At 43.0% G+C, this 17765-nt stretch carries 14 protein-coding genes; 7 read left to right on the top strand and 7 right to left on the bottom strand.

From position 1 onward, the window contains the following. Positions 1 to 217: 217 nt before the first annotated feature. Positions 218 to 1678, top strand: a complete 1461-nt coding sequence (locus AC4II3_RS10750; RefSeq protein ID WP_488008428.1) for a peroxidase family protein — start codon at positions 218 to 220, stop codon at positions 1676 to 1678. A gap of 118 nt (positions 1679 to 1796) precedes the next feature. Here AC4II3_RS10750 and AC4II3_RS10745 read toward each other — a convergent pair whose 3' ends face one another. Then, positions 1797 to 2645: a M20/M25/M40 family metallo-hydrolase gene (locus AC4II3_RS10745; RefSeq protein ID WP_488008430.1), complete on the bottom strand. Its 849-nt coding sequence runs from the start codon at positions 2643 to 2645 to the stop codon at positions 1797 to 1799. 368 nt (positions 2646 to 3013) lie between these two features. Between AC4II3_RS10745 and AC4II3_RS10740 the strand changes: the two genes are divergently transcribed. The 3 genes from AC4II3_RS10740 (at position 3014) to AC4II3_RS10730 (ending at position 4525) form a co-directional block, all read left to right on the top strand. Then, entirely contained in the window at positions 3014 to 3559 is a 546-nt protein-coding gene (locus tag AC4II3_RS10740; protein WP_488008432.1) for a hypothetical protein, read from the top strand. Between the two features lie 60 nt (positions 3560 to 3619). Beyond that, positions 3620 to 3886 carry a hypothetical protein gene (locus AC4II3_RS10735; RefSeq protein WP_488008434.1) on the top strand — a complete coding sequence of 89 codons (267 nt, stop codon included), beginning with the start codon at positions 3620 to 3622 and terminating at the stop codon, positions 3884 to 3886. Between the two features lie 393 nt (positions 3887 to 4279). Continuing rightward, complete coding sequence (locus AC4II3_RS10730) at positions 4280 to 4525, top strand: UPF0175 family protein (RefSeq protein ID WP_488008436.1); 246 nt, start codon at positions 4280 to 4282, stop codon at positions 4523 to 4525. Positions 4526 to 4703: 178 nt separating this feature from the next. Here the strand turns inward: AC4II3_RS10730 and AC4II3_RS10725 are convergent, their stop codons facing one another. The 3 genes from AC4II3_RS10725 to AC4II3_RS10715 all read right to left on the bottom strand — a co-directional run bounded on the left by AC4II3_RS10725 (position 4704) and on the right by AC4II3_RS10715 (position 8086). Next, on the bottom strand, positions 4704 to 5723 hold the full coding sequence (locus tag AC4II3_RS10725; protein ID WP_488008438.1) for an adenosine kinase: 1020 nt from the start codon (positions 5721 to 5723) through the stop codon (positions 4704 to 4706). A gap of 283 nt (positions 5724 to 6006) precedes the next feature. Further along, positions 6007 to 6558, bottom strand: coding sequence for a 50S ribosomal protein L25/general stress protein Ctc (locus AC4II3_RS10720; protein ID WP_488008448.1), 552 nt, complete (start codon positions 6556 to 6558; stop codon positions 6007 to 6009). A 187-nt stretch (positions 6559 to 6745) separates the two neighbouring features. Next, complete coding sequence (locus tag AC4II3_RS10715) at positions 6746 to 8086, bottom strand: adenylosuccinate synthase (RefSeq protein ID WP_488008440.1); 1341 nt, start codon at positions 8084 to 8086, stop codon at positions 6746 to 6748. Positions 8087 to 8293: 207 nt separating this feature from the next. On the opposite strand from AC4II3_RS10715, the gene AC4II3_RS10710 reads away from it, so the two are divergent. Beyond that, positions 8294 to 9010, top strand: coding sequence for a response regulator transcription factor (locus AC4II3_RS10710; RefSeq protein ID WP_488008442.1), 717 nt, complete (start codon positions 8294 to 8296; stop codon positions 9008 to 9010). On the opposite strand, the gene AC4II3_RS10705 is transcribed toward AC4II3_RS10710, so the two are convergent. Both AC4II3_RS10705 and AC4II3_RS10700 read right to left on the bottom strand, forming a co-directional pair. Further along, positions 8979 to 11510: a DNA gyrase/topoisomerase IV subunit A gene (locus AC4II3_RS10705; protein ID WP_488008444.1), complete on the bottom strand. Its 2532-nt coding sequence runs from the start codon at positions 11508 to 11510 to the stop codon at positions 8979 to 8981. The genes AC4II3_RS10710 and AC4II3_RS10705 overlap by 32 nt on opposite strands. A gap of 312 nt (positions 11511 to 11822) precedes the next feature. After that, positions 11823 to 12089, bottom strand: a complete 267-nt coding sequence (locus tag AC4II3_RS10700; protein ID WP_488029276.1) for a hypothetical protein — start codon at positions 12087 to 12089, stop codon at positions 11823 to 11825. 141 nt (positions 12090 to 12230) lie between these two features. On the opposite strand from AC4II3_RS10700, the gene AC4II3_RS10695 reads away from it, so the two are divergent. After that, positions 12231 to 12632 carry a response regulator gene (locus tag AC4II3_RS10695; RefSeq protein WP_488029275.1) on the top strand — a complete coding sequence of 134 codons (402 nt, stop codon included), beginning with the start codon at positions 12231 to 12233 and terminating at the stop codon, positions 12630 to 12632. 144 nt (positions 12633 to 12776) lie between these two features. On the opposite strand, the gene AC4II3_RS10690 is transcribed toward AC4II3_RS10695, so the two are convergent. Continuing rightward, positions 12777 to 13637, bottom strand: a complete 861-nt coding sequence (locus AC4II3_RS10690) for a tetratricopeptide repeat protein (protein ID WP_488029274.1) — start codon at positions 13635 to 13637, stop codon at positions 12777 to 12779. Positions 13638 to 14189: 552 nt separating this feature from the next. Between AC4II3_RS10690 and AC4II3_RS10685 the strand changes: the two genes are divergently transcribed. After that, positions 14190 to 17711, top strand: coding sequence for a leucine-rich repeat domain-containing protein (locus tag AC4II3_RS10685; protein WP_488016527.1), 3522 nt, complete (start codon positions 14190 to 14192; stop codon positions 17709 to 17711). Positions 17712 to 17765: the final 54 nt, after the last annotated feature.

Genomic DNA, 17765 nt, shown 5'->3' with positions numbered 1-17765 from the left:
AACTAGTTGCTGTACTAACGCCCAAAGCCGAGGTTATCTGGTCGGTTTGATGCACTGCCCACCTTATTTAGACTGAGTTCTGACGTCTGACTTGCGCGTAGCACTATACAACATATCTTTGCCAAAAAATTCACCCTCAAGGGTACTGTTATTAATCCGTTGGCTAGCTCATAGTGGATATATAAACCACAAAAACAGGGATAAAAGCAGCTTAATTATGTTAAGACGCCATGGATTTGGCCCTCGTAAGGGTGAGCATCAACCCCCCAGTGAATTTGCCCCCACAGGTAAGTTTGGCAGAATGTTTCCTAATCTACCTGCTTTCACCCCTTCAGAAGAGGGTTTGACTCAGCTGGGGAACGCCATGACTGATACTGAGCCTAATAATCCCAAGGGCGATAATATCAATGTACCTGCTGGTTACACTTATTTGGGTCAATTCATCGATCATGACATTACCTTCGATACCACTGCTCTCGGAGATATGATGGTTGACCCCTTGGCGGTGAAAAATTTTCGCACGCCAAAGCTGGATCTTGATAGTATGTATGGTTCTGGTCCTGAGGTTCAACCCTATCTCTACCAAATCGATGACTCAGATCTGTTTTTAATTGGCAAAACCAACCAACAACCTGGTGGTGGCGATCCCTCTATTCCCACAGAACTGCCCAACGATCTGCCTCGTTCTCCTAGTACTCTGGCCATCATTGGTGACCCCCGTAATGATGAAAATTTAATTGTTGCCCAGACCCATCTAGCTTTCCTGAAGTTTCACAACAAGATAGTTGAGGGCATCCGTGATGGCAGCATTCAATCAGACTCTATCATGGGCAAGTCTACCTTTGAGGCAGCCCGAGAATTGGTAGTTTGGCACTATCAGTGGATTGTACTGTTCGACTTCTTGTCTCGCGTCATTGACCAGAAGCAGCTAAAAGAAGTTCTTATTGGCGGTCGGCGCTTCTTCAAGTTTGGTCAGGAGCCGTTCATGCCTGTGGAGTTCTCTGTAGCAGCTTATCGTCTCGGACACAGCATGATTCGTGCGGATTATGACTACAACCGAGTGTTTACATCTCGTCCTGGTGGGGTAACTCCTGCAACCTTACAACTGCTGTTCTTATTCACTGCTCAATCCGGTCAAATTGTTCCAATTCCCAGTGATTGGATAATTGACTGGCGTCGCTTCTTCCCGATCGATGCTAATGTACCGGTTAACTTGAGCCGCCAACTTGATCCATTTCTAGTTGACCCCCTCAAGAATTTGCCTAATGTTCCACCACCTAATTCCCTAGCGGTGAGAAATCTGTTGCGTGGTCGTAACCTTGGCTTGCCCGCTGGTCAAGATGTGGCTCGCTGCATGGGATTCCAGCCCTTGAGTAAGGAAGATATTTCCACAGGCCAAGATGGCAATGTTGCCGCCCAGTTTGGTTTTGATGTTAAGTCCCCCTTGTGGTACTATATCCTCAAAGAAGCCCAAATCCAAGGTAACTCAGTGCGTTTGGGCGATGTAGGAAGCCGTATTTTGGCTGAAGTTTTTGTTGGTCTTATCGAAGGCGATCGCAACTCATTTTTATCCCGTTGCTCCCAGTGGACGCCAATACTTCCTTCTGAAAAACCAGGAACATTTACTATGACAGACTTGTTGAGGTTTGTCGGAGATGCTAACCCAATTGGTGATTAATCCTCTTATAGCGGTTTGGGATTTTGTTAAGTACATAGTTCTGGGTATTTAGGGAACATCGGGAAGAAGTAGTTTTCAAGACTTCTTCCCGATTCCCGATTCCCGATTCCCGATTCCCCTACACAAGATTTCCAACACCAGCGATTAAGCCGCGACAGACACCAGTCATAAAATCTAAATCTAGGGTATCAATGCGATCGCTTGGTTGATGGTAATGGGGATTGCGCAGAAATGCTGTATCGGTTACCATCAATGCTCGATAACCTTGGTCCCAAAATGGAGCGTGGTCACTGAGTCTGGTCTGAGGAACCATTTCCCCTCGTGAGGGTACTGGTAAGCACTGACAAGGGATCCCAGCTTGGCGGATACGGCGAGCTAAATGCCTAAAATCAAGGATTGTTGGCAAGTTTCCGACTAAGGCAATGAAATCCCCCTGATTGGGGTAAAAATACTTTAGTCCTGGTGGGTAGGTTTGGGAATTGGGAGTGCGATCGCAATACCCTAACATTTCCAAAGACAGCATTAACCGCAAGGGTTGCTGTTGTTCTTTTAAATAGGCAGCATAGGCAGCACTTCCGAGCAATCCATACTCTTCCATATCAAATGCTACTAGTCGGACTGGGTGTGTAGGCGCTTGAGTGGCAAAGGCTCTAGCTAACTCCAAGAGCACCACTACACCGGTAGCATTATCATCTGCTCCTGGGCTTCCAGGTACCGCATCATAGTGAGCGCCAATTAAAATCGGAGCAAACTGTTGTGGTCTCGCCTCTTTTCCTGGTAGATTCAGAATCAGATTATAATGGGTTTTCCTCGACACCTGAAACTCGTGAATTTCAACGCTTCCCCACTGTTCTAATTCTTCGCGGATGTACTCCTGGACATAGAAATGTCCCCCAGATGCGATATACGGATCGCGTCCGCGTACTATCTGACCTAGGTGGGTGATTAGACGTTCTTTTAGATCCAAACTACTTTAATCAGACAGAAGATAATAAACTAATCTTACCATCTTGGTATTTGGTCCCTTTAGTGGTAAAGCCATAGGCTTTTGCCAACAGAAGCGCTAAACCAGTACCATGATTATCACCTCAATTTATTTCTTGGTAACCAATTGCTGTCAAAATCCCTGATTATGAGATATAATTAGATTAAACTATTCCTATATCTTTTCTCGTTTCCAGGTAGATTCATTATTAAATAGTGATGGCGTTTAGCCAACACTTGATTCTCCTGGATTTCGAGATTTCCTAATGTTTTTAATTCTAAGCAGATCTAGTCCATAGTTAGTGCTTCGATTGCTCGTATACAGGTTTCGAGGAAGCAAAGACACTCCTGATGGTAACTAACTTAAAAATACCGAAAGAACTCCGCAGAAAAATAGATAACGAGCTTGAACACCGAGAATATATAAGATGGATCGAGCAGCCTATACCTCGTTTTTTTACAGCATCTTCTATCGGAAGTGTTTTGTTCGGGATTCCTTGGACGAGCTTTGCCATATTTTGGATGTGGGGCGCATTAGGGTTCAAACTTCTTGCCCTTTTTGGTTTACCTTTCGTCCTCATTGGTTTTGGGATGCTGTCTAGTCCCCTATGGGTATGGCAAGCAGCACGAAAAACAGTGTACTTGATTACAGATAAACGAGCTATCTCTATTCAAGGCGGTTGGTCTACAACTACTATCAGAAGCTACTTACCCGATCAACTAAAAGATATATATCGGAAAGAGAGAGCAGATGGCTCGGGTGATTTGGTGATCACAATTCGACGATGGAAAGACAATCATGGACATCAACGGAGTGAGGAGATAGGGTTTCTGGGAGTTCGCAACCCACGAGAGGTTGAGAAGATATTGAAGCAGTTAGCTCAAAATGCTGCCTAAGGTTCCTTTCCAGATTGGATTAGACGATAGACTAAGGGTATTCCTACCCAAGGCGTTCCCATGAACCTTTCCCCTGAACTGCAACAAGAAATAGAACAAATTTCTACAAGCCTTGGCATCTCCCCTGAACAGTTCATCCTCGAAACCCTGATTGAGAAAATCAGTAGCCTCAAGCAGCAATCTGTTAGTTCAATAACTATCTCTACTGAATACACTCAGCAAAATCCTCACCTACAAAACAAGGATGGCATCCTGGTCATTGAAACAGCGACCCTTGACCAGATAAATTTCGATGAAATTATTGAAGAAATCCACAAAATTCTATAGGTGCGCTTTCCGTTGGCGAATTAAATTCGCCACGGGTCGCACCTGAAGAACATGCCAAGTTTTTCAACTACGACTTACAAGCAATTTGTGATGATGTGCGACGGAGGCAAACTGAAAGTGGCAGGCAAATAATTTCAAGCCCCTTGAGACAACCTCGTTGGCACGAGCAGCACAACAACGCCGTGCAGCCGACCGTTTGATTGCAATCGATCCTACCGCTTTCCGCTACGCGAACGCATATTAAGGTAGCGACTTAGTCTAAACTCCAGACATTCTCAGCAGCGATGCAGGAAGTAAATTAGTATAGTCTTGAGTCCTTGGGTTTCCTTGGCTCAACCCAATCTAAAAGATCTAAACATCCTTAGCATAAAGATAATCAATAAAACTGTAGCGATGAGTATTGTTATCACTGATGAACTTCTCTCCGCGACTCGAATGACTGAAGCTGAAATGAAGCAAGAAATTGCCGTTTTGCTGTTTCAGAAAGAAAAACTTACCCTTGCTCAAGCCAGTCGATTTGCTGGGATGAATCGTATTGCTTTTCAACATCTACTAGCAAGCCGTAAAATCCCAGTTCATTATGGTGTAGAAGATTTTGAACAAGATATTAAGAATCTGCGGGAGATGGGCAGGTTGTGATTATTGTAAATAATTTGTATCGGTATAGCGCTACGCGCAATGGCATTGGCAAGAGGCAAAGGTGCGACCCAAGGGTCGCACCTAAACGTTGACTAAAACAGCTTATGCTGCTTGTATCAATGTTCTAACTTTAATGCCGCTACACCTCACCCAATAGAAAACTGCTCTACAAAATAGCTTAATCGCTACCAACAACTTCCTTGACAGATTCAGCCTGAGATCCCTCCAGACGTGGACCATAAGTTTGTACTACTTTTGAAGCAAAATAGTTTCCCCAACGTGCCGCTTGTTTAGTGGTCAAACCATTGGTAATTCCAAACAACACACCACCGGCAAAGGCATCACCAGCTCCTACGGTATCCACGGCCTTAGCTGAGAATCCAGGCACCTCGAAAATTGTTTTATTTTCCACCACTAAACAACCATTAGGGCCATCAGTGATAAAAGCTGTATCTACTAACTCGCCTATTTTACTAGCACAATCAGACAAGGATTCCACTCCACAGAAGTGGCGTGCTTCTGCCGCGTTACAGAAGACCACATTACAATAATCTGTAATCAAGTTACGGAAATCATCAGCAAAATTCTCTACTAGAAAGAAGTCGGAAAAGGTAAAAGCACTCTTTACTCCTTTAAGCTTGGACTGTTCCATCGCCTCAATACAAGCTTTACGAGTGTCATCCCCCGTCCAGAGATAGCCCTCAACGTAGCTATATTTGCATTGGCTGAGTCGTTCTACATCAATATCAGTAGGAGCCAAAGTAGTAGACACTCCCAGATGAGTACACATAGTACGCTCAGCATCAGGGGTAGTTAGAACCACACAGGTACCAGTTGGACCACTAGATAGCTCAGCTGGATGCACATCAAAGTCAATCCCTGCCTTCAATAAGTCTTTTCGGTAAAATTCCCCATTGGTATCTCTAGAGACCTTACCGGAATAGAAGCCTTTACCACCACTTTGAGCGATCGCAATCATAGTATTAGCAGCGGAGCCTCCTGAGCTCAGTTCCAGAGAAACATGCTCAAGATTTTGTAGAATCATACCCTGCTTTTGGGCATCCATCAAAGTCATTGCCCCTCGATTCAGGTCATGTTCCCGGATAAAATCATCATCCACTAGTGCGAGAATATCGACTAAAGCATTTCCGACACCAAAGACATCAATAGGTTTTGACTGTTGAGAGTTTTCTGTCATTTTCTTCCAATCCGACTAATCATTCACAAAAAAGCCAGGGAAATTTAACTCTGCCCTGGCTTCATCAGACAACTATAACCAAGCTATCATTGCTCTATCATTGCTGTATAAAGTAATGATATTGTTTTCGGTTCAATACTTATGATGGACTATTATTCATCAATTTAAAATTCTCAGTCAAAATTTTCAGTGCTCAATCGCCAATTAACAAAATAGGATTTAAGGTAAGCATTCAGCTCACGCTAGGCGAACAGCTTAATGCTTACCTGTATTCTGCAACGCTTTATTTAGACGTGATAGCAAGAACACTCAATTTAGGATCATCTATAACCTGGATCCCTTCTGGCAAGACTAACTCGTTAATGTAGAACATCTTACCCTGTTCCAAATTTGATATATCAATATCAATGGTTTCGGGAATTTTATCTGGGGGACATTGCACTTTTACTGTTGTAAGCCTTTGCTGCAAAATTCCACCTTGCTTAACTCCCACGGCTTCTCCCACTAGCTTCAGAGGTACAACAACCTCTACTTTATTTTGAGAAGCCACCGAGAAAAAACTGAGGTGGTAAAGGGAATTTTTCCAAGGATGAGATTGTATCTCCCGCAGGAGCACAGGACCATTCCAGGAAAGGTCAGGAATAGAGAGGTCTATCAGGGTATTATTAACCGAGGCTGTTTTAAGCAAATCTTCTGCTGCTTTAGCCGTCATAGTTAGGGATACAGATTCTGCACCATTGTGACCGTAAAGCACGGTGGGAATCAAGCCAGAACGGCGTAAGGCTCTCGGCTTACTACCTTCTGGTCGCTTTTGACATTCTACAGTAACATTCATCGCTAGGACTTTAACTATTCGAGATAACGTAGCCAATTTAATGGCCATTACTGGTCAGCTACCGGTCGATTCCGCCACCGAGGGGGGTGCTGACCTCAATGGTGAGTCAGGGTGTTGAATCGAATCGGAAACTAGTGACATTCAAACTCTCCGACTGACGCCTTGAGGCCCTAACACCCTGACCACCTCAAACTCCCGAAGTTATCGGTGTACCGCTAGCATCCAATAGTGCTCGCTTTGGACCGTGGATTGGGTCTTCCACAATAATTGTCTGGTCGCGGCTGGCTCCTAAGGAAACCACAGCAATAGGAACTTTCATCAGTTCTGCCAGGAATTTAAGATAATCCAAGGCTTCGGTGGGTAAATCCTCTAAAGACCGACATTCAGAAGTAGATGTTTGCCAACCGGATAGGGTTTTGTAAACGGGCTGGCATCGGGAAAACACGCTAGTACTGCTAGGAAATTCCCGACTGATTTTACCGTCAATGTCATAGGCGACGCACACCTTAATTTCTTCAAAGGTATCGAGTACATCCAGTTTGGTGATTGCTAGACAGTCAAGACCATTAATCCGAACAGCATAGCGACCAATGACGGCATCAAACCAGCCACAACGGCGGCGGCGACCGGTGGTTGTCCCAAATTCTGATCCTAGCTCACAAAGTAACTCTCCTTCTCGAGTGTGGATCTCTGTGGGAAACGGTCCTTCTCCGACTCGGGTTGTGTAAGCTTTTGCCACACCAATCACCCGATCAATCATTGTCGGTCCTACACCAGCACCCACACAAGCTCCGCCAGCCACTGGATTGGAAGAGGTGACATAAGGGTAGGTGCCATGATCTAAATCTAGCAGTGTCCCTTGAGCGCCTTCAAACAGAATATTGCGTTTTTGCTCAATCGCCTCATAAATCTTCAAGGAACTATCGACCACATAAGAGCTTAGCCGTTCAGCATACTCCTGGTATTGCTTGATCACAACAGCTGGGTCTAACGGCGCTAGATTATAGAGCTTATCTAAAATAGCGTTCTTATAATTAATCGTCCAGGTTAACTTCTCTACCAATACTTCCGGATCCATCAGGTCAATGATCCGAATACCAGCACGCTCTGATTTATCCGCATAGGTCGGACCAATGCCACGACCCGTGGTACCAATTCTCTGCCTACCCCGGCGCTCTTCCGATGCTTGGTCAATCAATCGATGATAAGGCATCGTGACATGGGCTATGTTTGAAATCAGCAGATTTTTAGTGGAAATGCCCAGTTTTTCAAGTTGGTCAAGTTCGGCAATTAAAACTTCTGGGTCAATAACTGTACCGGAACCAATAATACACTCTGTATCCGGATACAAAATTCCAGAAGGTATCAGGTGCAGTTTAAACGTTTGACCTTGAACAACAACTGTATGCCCAGCATTGACGCCCCCCTGGTAACGGACGACTACATCTGCTGAACGACTCAGCAGATCTGTTATTTTGCCTTTTCCTTCATCGCCCCACTGGGCACCAATTACAACAACGTTAGCCAAGGGTTTATTTTGAATGCTAAAGTTTATCCACCTGATAATTATGAACAGTGGTTGTGACTACTGTCAACTTAAATCTTGGTGATCTACCCAGAAACTGGAGGAACGAGAGTAACATAAGTTAGTCTTGACGTAGAATCGCCACTCCAATGTCTTTTAGACTTTACCTATGTACTCTTATCAGTCATTTTTAACAAAAAAACTTCTTCAATGAAAATTTTGTTAGTGGAAGATGATATTCTCCTTGCTGAAAATTTATCCGAAGCCCTCACCAACCAACGTTATGTGGTGGATATGGTTACCAATGGCGAAATTGCTTGCCAGCAATCCCAAATGCTTGATTATGACTTGATGGTCCTAGATGTGACTTTGCCCAAGCTCGATGGCTTTGGTGTTTGTCGAAAATTGCGAGCCCAAGGCAATCAAATGCCGATTTTAATGTTGACGGGTCGCGATACCACTAATGATAAAGTCAAGGGTCTAGATGCAGGGGCTGATGATTATCTAGTTAAGCCAGTTGACTTACCAGAATTATTTGCTCGGATTCGGGCTCTGCTGCGTCGAGGTCAATCTATCGCACCACCAGTGCTTAAGTGGGGGGATTTGCGTCTTGACCCGAGTACCTATGAAGTAAGCTATGCTCACCAATCTATCCACTTTACCCGTAAGGAGTATAGTTTACTGGAGTTTTTCCTGCGTAACGGTCGGCGGGTACTGACTCGCAGTGTAATTATCGAGCACGTCTGGTCCTTTGAAAACCCTCCCGAAGAGGAGACGGTCAACGCTTACATCAAAAGTTTGAGGCGCAAACTGAGATTAGCTGGCGCACCCAGAGATTTGATTGAAACCGTTCACAGTGTGGGCTATCGCCTTAAACAGTTAACTACTGAACCAGTTAAACAGTTAACTCCTGAATCAGAGGAGTAACACTGATGATTTTTTCCTCCGGCTTGAGTTGGGCAATGGGATCCCCTGTGCCATCTTTTCCCCAAATCGGCACCGATTCCATCGCTAAACGCTTACCGCCAAAAGAAGTGACTACCATGACCTCATTGGCGATGGAATCGGTGACCATGCTGACCAAACTATCTTTAGCGGTTTTAAACTGTAGCGCTTGAGTTCCCAGGTCTCCCCGATTAGCCAACCTGATCGCCTGCACGGGGAGGCGCTTTCCATACCCCTGCTCAGACACCAGTAAGAGGTTTTCCTCTTCCCCTAGAACAGCACAGCCAACCAGCTTTTCTTGACCCTTTAGCCGTAAGGCTTGATTACCAAGAGCGCTGCGTCCCATAATGGGTAACTGTTTGTCATTAATCTCAAAGCGCAACAGCCGTCCATTACTAGTTGCTACCACCACTTGTGCAGCTGTATTAGTAAAGAGGTTGGCATACAGTAGCTGATCTTCATTTCTGAACTTGGTAAGCAACATACCACGGTTCGTTAGTTTTGTCAACTCAGACACTGATACACGCTTAATTTTACCTTGGTGAGTCAGCAACACTAGGGTGAAGTTTTCTACGTCATCTGGCACCCTAAAGTGAGCCACCACTGTTTCTGATTGAACCGAAGTTGGCAGCAACTTTACTAAGGGAATGCCCTGCTTGCGTCCAGCTGCTGGTGGAATATCTCTAATTTTGACTGGGTAGGCTTTGCCAGAACCAGTGATTACCATTAATTCGTGTGTGGTGAGCAGCAGCTGAGCCTCAACTACAAAGTCCTCCCCTTGTTTAATTAACTTGGGTAATTTTGGCTGTGTTGTGGCACTTTGCCGCTGTACATACCCGTGAGAGGTAAATTCTAGAAGTGTTTGTTCTGGCTCAGTTGGAGCATTAGGTAGGGTATCAGGAGTTTTTTGGGGTTGAGCAGATTTCTTACTCCTGGGTTGAGGAGCTGTCGGTTGTTCTAGCTGTTTTTCAGTTGAAGCAATAGAGTTTATTATGGTACGGCGAGGATCACCGTACTTGCGTTTAAGCGATCGCAAATCTTTCTTGAGGGCTTTGAGCAATTCCCGCCGATCATTGAGTAATTGCTGCAGCTGTGCTAGGCGCTGGGAAAGTTCCTCACGCTCGGTCTCTAACTTTTCTCGTTCTAAGCCAGTTAGCCGTCGCATGGGCATGGCCAGAATTGCGTCAGCCTGGATTTCACTTAAGTTTAACTGGTTTTGCAGGGAAAGCTTAGCAGTGGTACCATCAGGAGCATTTCTTAGAATGTCAATCATGGCATCCAGCTGATTCAGGCTAGCCAGTAACCCGTCTACCAGGTGAAGACGTCTTTCTTTCTGGGATTGCTCATAGGTATATTGGCGGGTTAGAGTCTGTTCTCGGAAGCTAATAAATGATTCTAACAACTGCCGCAGGGTAAGTTGTCGGGGTTGTCCATCTACCAAGGTCAGCAGGATAGCACCAAAGTTTGTTTGCAGGGGGGTTTGCTTATACAACTGCTGGAGAACTGCTGATGGCTGAGTATCTCGTTTGAGTTCCACCACCACCCGCATCCCTTCGCGATCGCTTTCATCTCGGATATCGCTAATCCCTTCGATACGCCCTTGATTGACCAACGCTGCCACTTTTTCAATCCAGGCGGCCTTATGGACCTGATAGGGCAACTCACTCACTACAATTGCCCTACGCTGCACCCGTTTCTTTCGACCGACTTGAATGGTTTCAAGCTTAGTGATGCCTCGAATCGGTATACTGCCACGACCCGTAGTATAGGCATCCCGAATCCCCTCAGCTGCCACAATTTCCCCCCCAGTGGGAAAATCGGGTCCGGGAATTAATTTCCAGAGTTTTTCATCTGCTAAATCGGGACGGTCAATCAGAGCAATCAAGCCATCTACTATCTCTACCAAATTGTGAGGAGGAATATTGGTTGCCATGCCCACAGCAATGCCAGAGCAACCATTGAGCAGCAAGATTGGTAATTGTGCCGGGAGTACCACTGGCTCTTGCTGGGAGCTATCAAAGTTGTCGATAAAATCAACCGTTGCTTCCCCAATTTCTGACAATAGGGCTTGAGCCCCCACCGGAGAAAGTCGGGTTTCGGTGTAACGCATGGCTGCTGGTGGATCATTATCCACCGAACCAAAATTGCCATGACCGTCCAGGAGGGGATACCTGGTCGAAAAGTCCTGGACTAACCGCACCATGGCTTCATACACCGCTTGGTCACCGTGGGGGTGATATTTACCCAACACATCCCCAACCACACGAGCACATTTGCGGTATGGTCGATCTGGGGTTAACCCTAATTCGTGCATCGCATATAGGATACGTCGATGTACGGGCTTAAGCCCATCACGGACATCAGGTAAAGCACGCCCCACAATCACACTCATGGCATATTCAAGATATGACCGTTGCATCTCCAAATGCAGGGCTGTGGGAATGACATTACTGTTTTCCAGTAGGTTCAGCTGTTTTGCCATCAAAAATCCTCCAATGCAGAATTGACCACAAGGTGATCGGGGTTTAGGGTATAGGGAAATTGCAGGCTCGTTAAGGCTACGGTACTCGAAAGGATCGGAAAAATAAGGAGAAGAAAATTTCTTCTTCACCATATGGAGTCCCCTTGATCTTTCCATCTGCTCTAGCATCCAGCTTAACGAGCCTGACTATTGATGCATCAGGTGAGCACAAAGAGCGAATTAAATTCGTCAAGTAAGGGCGCACCTAGGAAAACAGATACACGTTTCTCACCCTAAAATGTGAGCTTCTGGTTCCAAAGCCGATTTCCCGCCTTAAGATAGTGTTGGGTTTTGCCAAGCTAACCTATGAGCATGACTCAAAGAAACAGGCTCAAGCAAAACCCAGCTAGAAGCTTCGCTTCCAGAGGTGCGACCCGTGGCGAATTTAATTCTTAATAGGTCAAGCGCACCTAAAAGCCGTGCCCACTGTCCCCAAGACACTTGGATGTAAGGTTGGATGCAGTTAGGGAAGGCTTTTTCCAGGAGCGTCAGCTTCCCTGGTATTAAGCAGCCTATCACCTGTATTAGTCCGATGAACATTACTAGTAAGCTCACGGATGTGGGGAAAGTAGACTTGAGAAGATGACATCTTGCATTTGAAATAGCAAAATGACCGATTCCCTGTCAAACTTATGATCAAATGACACTTTTGCCAAAAATGACACTCTTGATCCAAGACCCATGAAAACCGTTCTGATTGTCGAAGATGATCCGATTAATGCTCGTGTTTTTTCCAAGATTCTCAGTAAGCGGGGCGGTTTGAATGTAAAGCATACTGAAGATGTAGAAGAAGTAATGCAGATAGCCCAAGCTGGGGAGGCAGACATTATTTTGATGGATGTTTCCCTAGCTCATAGTGTTTATCAGGGTAAATCAGTAGACGGCATTAAGATTACCCAAATGCTTAAGGCTGATGCTGATACCTCTAAACTGCCCATTATTCTGGTAACTGCTCATGCGATGGAAGGAGATCGAGAAAATTTCCTTAAGCAAAGTGGTGCCGATGACTACATCTCCAAACCTGTTGTTGACCATCAAAAGTTTGTTGATCAAATCATGGCTCTACTACCCCAGGACAATTAAATTCCTTTGTTGAAAATTGCCAATCTTAAACCAACGCCCTTGAGATGATTGCCCATCTTTGGCTGCGATCCCTCCCCTATTGGCAATTGATGGCGATCAAGCACTGTTTTTAGGACTCATCCATGACAGGTGGATTTGAGATGCTTAGGGTAGACCTTCACTCTGGATAATGGTGGCTTGGATTCTGGGATTTTCCAGAAACTTTTTGGTTTCAGAAAGCAGGCGCTTACCCCACAGGTTTTCTTTAAGAAACTCTAAGTTAGCATAGCGGCTATCTAGGCGGATTGCCGCTTCTCCCATTGATAGTGCCTTTTCGAGGTCCCCTTGGGCATACAGAGCCACTGCGATCGCAAGTTGAGGTTCTGCCGCCTCTTTATCAATCCCTATGGCTGCTTCCCATTGTTTAATGGCACTGTCCACATCCCCTTGTTCATAGTTGACCAAGCCAATGTTGTTGATGGCTGGCCAAAAGCTTTTGTCTTGGTCAACAGCTTTGTTGTAAGCATCGATGGCTTCAGGATACTGATTGAGCATATAGTAAGAATTGCCCAAGTCAAACAGGGCTTCTGGCACATCGGGCTTGAGTTTTAATCCCGCTTTCAACTGAGCGATCGCTTTTCTATAGTCGCTTTTTTGGAAATACGCTGACCCCAAGGTGAACAGCACCCCAGCTTCATCTGGTGCCAGAGAGTAAGACTTTTGCAAGGCTTCAATGCCTTGATCCAACTCCTGGGACTGTACGTACAAAGTTCCCAAGATAAACCAGGTTTGATAGGTATTGGGGGCAAGTTGAGTGGCTAACTTGGCCTTAGGCAGCGCCAGATCGTATTGTTGAAAGCGGACTAACTGAATGGCTTCCTGAGCCAGAGTTAAGCCCTGCTGTTCGAGTTCATCTGAATCTAATTTTAGGGTATAGGGAATCAGTGCTTGTCCAGCAACTGGTGCTGACCAACTCATCAAACCCATGACAACAAGAATAGATAGTAATGGAATAGATTTAGGCACGGTACAGCCTCAAAGAACAATTAGCTTAAAGTGAATCTACAGGTTACGCAACTGTCGAGACTAATCCCGGAAGGGTATAGCTCTAGCTTTACTCATCACGATAGGACTTTCCTGCTTCATCTGTCATCCTAGAGGATCTGACCAAGGTAAGTGTGGGGTGTGGGGCGTGGGGTGTGGGGTGTGGGGTGTGGGTTGATTTGGGTGTAACAGGCAAGATGCCTATTCCACTAAGATGCTAATTTCACCAAGATGCCTATTCCAGAAAACTATTCAAATCATCCTGCATTTATGCAACACCGGATTTTTTGCATTGCTGAATCAAAGAAGAAAATTCTTTCACCAAGGTTTTTGAGTATAAATACTTATTGTTATAGTTAACTAGTGATGCCACATCACTTTTCTACAGGAAACATTAAAATAGATTTGTTGGGTCATGGATAATATAGCGTATATCGTACTGATGAGATACAGTATTTTTTCAGGCTGATTATCTTAAAAGCCTATTGCCTTAAAACCATAAGCTTTGTCACTCACCCAAATAACAATTGCTATATGAGCGAAGATAGTATTCCAAAACGCTTCCGAGAAAAAATCAAAGAAGCCAGGGAAAAAAACCTTGAAATACTAGATTTGAGTAATGAAGATGGATCCCAAGCATTGACCAAAATTCCGGAAGAAGTTTTTCAACTCAAACAAATTAAAGTATTAAAATTAAGGCATAATAAAATAAAAATAATTCCAGACTCTATTGTTAATTTATCCAATCTAAGCGAGCTAGATTTATCGTCAAATCAACTAACAAAACTGCCGGAATATCTGGGTAACCTATCCAATTTAACTAAGCTATATTTATGGGGAAATAAAATAAGCAATGTCCCCGAATCTCTGGGTAATCTATCTAACTTAACCACGCTATTTTTAGGACAAAATAAACTAACACACCTGCCAGACTTTATCGGAAATTTATCCAATTTAACTACGCTACATTTATCGAGTAATCAACTAAGACACCTACCAGAATTGCTCGGAAATTTATCCAATTTAACTACGCTATATTTAGAGAATAATCAACTAAATAATCTACCTAATTTTTTGGTTAACTTTAAAAAGTTAACCACACTCAATTTATCGAGTAATCAAATAAATAAATTACCTAATTTTTTGGGTAATTTATCGAATTTAACGACGCTAGATATAAGTAATAATCAACTAACATACCTGCCAGATTTTCTGGGGAAGCTATCCAATTTAACCAAGCTATATTTATGGGGTAATCAACTAACATACCTGCCAGACTTTATAGGTAATTTTTCAAATTTGACCACGCTATTTTTAGCTCAAAATCAACTAATAAAGCTGCCGGAATCTCTGGGAAAGCTATCCAATTTAACCACGCTAGATATAAGTAATAATAAACTAAAACACCTGCCAGATTTTTTGGGTAATTTCTATAGTTTAACCACGCTACATTTATCGAATAATCAACTAACATACCTGCCAGATTTTCTGGGGAAGCTATCCAATTTGACCAAGCTAGATATAAGTAATAATCAACTAACATACCTGCCAGATTTTCTGGGGAAGCTATCCAATTTAACCAAGCTAGATATAAGTAATAATCAACTAACATACCTGCCAGATTTTCTGGGAAGTCTCTCCAATTTAACCGAACTACATTCATGGGGTCTTGAACTAACACACCTGCCGGAATTTATTGGTAATTTTTCAAGTTTAACTACGCTATTTTTAGGGCAAAATCAACTAACATATCTACCGGATAATCTGGGAAAGCTATCCAATTTAACCACGCTACATTTATCAAATAATCAACTAACATGCCTGCCAGATTTTCTGGGAAAGCTATCCAATTTAACCAATCTATATATAAGTAATAATCAACTAACATACCTGCCAGAATCTATAGGAAATTTATCCAATTTAATCCAGATAGATTTATCGCGTAATCAACTAACTAACCTCCCAAAAACCATAGGAAATCTCTCCAATTTAATCCAGCTAGATTTAGCGAATAATCCCCTAATTGAGCCACCGCTAGAAGTAGCCAGTGGAGGTGTAGGTGCAATTAAACAATATTTTCGACAATTAAGCGAACAAGGAAAAGATTATATATATGAAGCTAAGTTATTGATTGTCGGCCAGGCCGGAGCAGGCAAGACTAGTTTAGCTAAGAAAATTGAAGACCGCGAATACAAACTCCAAGAAACTGAATTGTCTACGGAAGGCATTGATGTTATCAAATGGAGTTTTACTCTAGATAACAAACGAGAATTTAAGGTTAATATTTGGGATTTTGGCGGGCAAGAAATTTATCATGCTACCCATCAGTTTTTTTTAAGTAAACGTTCTCTCTATACTTTAGTTGCAGATAGTCGGAAAGAAGATACGGATTTTTATTATTGGCTAAATATTGTAGAAAAATTAAGTGATAATAGCCCCCTGTTGATTATTAAAAACGAGAAACAAGACCGCCGAAGGGAAATTAACGAAAGAGCTTTGCGAGGACAGTTTACCAATCTCAAAGACACTCTTGCTACTAACATAAAAACTAACCGAGGCTTACCAGAGATTATCCTTGCTATTAAATATTACATCCAAAATTTACCTCACGTCGGGCAAGAATTACCCAAAACTTGGGTAAACGTTCGTCAAGCTTTAGAAAACAATTATCGTAATTATATATCTCTTGAGGAATATCTAGATATTTGTGAAACCAATGGATTTACTCAACGGGAAGATGCATTACAGTTAAGCGGATATCTCCACGATTTAGGGGTATGTCTTCATTTCCAGGATCAAGAAGAGTCGTTGTTATCTAAAATAGTCATTCTTAAACCAGAATGGGGTACCGATGCGGTTTACAAAGTGCTCGATAATCATGACGTTATTAATAACAAAGGAAAGTTTACCCGCAACGATTTAAAAGGTATTTGGCAAGACGACAAGTATGCCTCTACCAGAGGAGAATTACTAGAGCTAATGAAGAAATTCCAACTTTGCTATGAAATTCCTGATTGCAAAGATACCTTTATTGCGCCTCAACTCCTCAGCGATAACCAACCAGACTATGATTGGAATCCATCCCACAATCTGATTTTACGCTACACTTATCCGGATTTTATGCCCAAGGGTATTATCACTCGCTTGATTGTGGTGATGCATCAGTATATTGACCAACAAAAATACGTTTGGAAAAGTGGCGTCATTTTAACTAAAGATAACACCAAAGCGGAAGTGATTGAATATTATGCTAAACGGGAGATTAAGATTAGGGTTGCTGGTAGAGATAAGCGGGGATTATTAACCATAGTTGCTTACGAACTAGATAGAATACATGATTCTTATAAGCGATTGAAGTACAGTAAGTTAATACCTTGTAATTGTCATAAGTGTAAAGACAGTCAGTCGCCATTCTTTTATCCCTTTGAAACATTGCTAAAATTTATAGCAGACCAGCAATACACCATTCAATGTCAAGAAAGCTATCAGATGGTGAATGTTTTGAGTTTACTTGATGATATAACAATAGATTTTAACAAATATAAAGAATATATTAAGGAATCAAGTCAGTTGACAAGCAATAATCCAAACTTAGTCTTTAATGTAACACAACAACAAGTTTCTGGAGGTTCTTCTAAACTAATGGCTAATAGTAACGATCAAAGTCCCAAAATAAATATAGGTGAAAACGCTCAAGTTACAACTAGTGGTGGTGGTTCGATTATTCTCGGTGATAATACTGCTCCCTTTACCAATACTATCAACCAGTTACCTAGCTTTGATGCTGAGCCTGATAAAAAACAACTGAAGGAATTACTCAGTCAACTGCAAAGCGCAGTTAGAGAAGAAGAGTTGGATAAAGACGACAAAGAAGAAGCCCTAGAACAAATTGAAGATATCGCTTCTGCTTTAACTAAATCTGAAGATAGTGCTTTCAAGAAAATAGCCAACAAGTCTATGAAAACGCTAAAGAGAATTGGTGATGCTTTGCCTCGTGGTTCTGCGATGGTTACTATATGTAATCAATTACCAGACTTGATTAGTAAGATATTTTAATATAGCAATTCTACGACTTGTGAGGTACAAATATCTGGGTTTTAGGGAGCAGGG

It is taken from the genome of Moorena sp., from assembly GCF_982860115.1.
This window is presented reverse-complemented; position numbering and strand designations above follow the sequence as displayed.

Excerpts from the sequence above, each read along its gene's own strand:
- AC4II3_RS10685 (WP_488016527.1), top strand. The coding sequence starts at position 14,190 with ATGAGCGAAGATAGTATTCCAAAACGCTTCCGAGAAAAAATCAAAGAA.
- AC4II3_RS10705 (WP_488008444.1), bottom strand. The coding sequence starts at position 11,510 with ATGGCAAAACAGCTGAACCTACTGGAAAACAGTAATGTCATTCCCACA.
- AC4II3_RS10740 (WP_488008432.1), top strand. The coding sequence starts at position 3,014 with ATGGTAACTAACTTAAAAATACCGAAAGAACTCCGCAGAAAAATAGAT.
- AC4II3_RS10720 (WP_488008448.1), bottom strand. The coding sequence starts at position 6,558 with ATGAATGTTACTGTAGAATGTCAAAAGCGACCAGAAGGTAGTAAGCCG.
- AC4II3_RS10750 (WP_488008428.1), top strand. The coding sequence starts at position 218 with ATGTTAAGACGCCATGGATTTGGCCCTCGTAAGGGTGAGCATCAACCC.
- AC4II3_RS10695 (WP_488029275.1), top strand. The coding sequence starts at position 12,231 with ATGAAAACCGTTCTGATTGTCGAAGATGATCCGATTAATGCTCGTGTT.
- AC4II3_RS10700 (WP_488029276.1), bottom strand. The coding sequence starts at position 12,089 with ATGTTCATCGGACTAATACAGGTGATAGGCTGCTTAATACCAGGGAAG.
- AC4II3_RS10725 (WP_488008438.1), bottom strand. The coding sequence starts at position 5,723 with ATGACAGAAAACTCTCAACAGTCAAAACCTATTGATGTCTTTGGTGTC.
- AC4II3_RS10710 (WP_488008442.1), top strand. The coding sequence starts at position 8,294 with ATGAAAATTTTGTTAGTGGAAGATGATATTCTCCTTGCTGAAAATTTA.
- AC4II3_RS10735 (WP_488008434.1), top strand. The coding sequence starts at position 3,620 with ATGAACCTTTCCCCTGAACTGCAACAAGAAATAGAACAAATTTCTACA.
- AC4II3_RS10730 (WP_488008436.1), top strand. The coding sequence starts at position 4,280 with ATGAGTATTGTTATCACTGATGAACTTCTCTCCGCGACTCGAATGACT.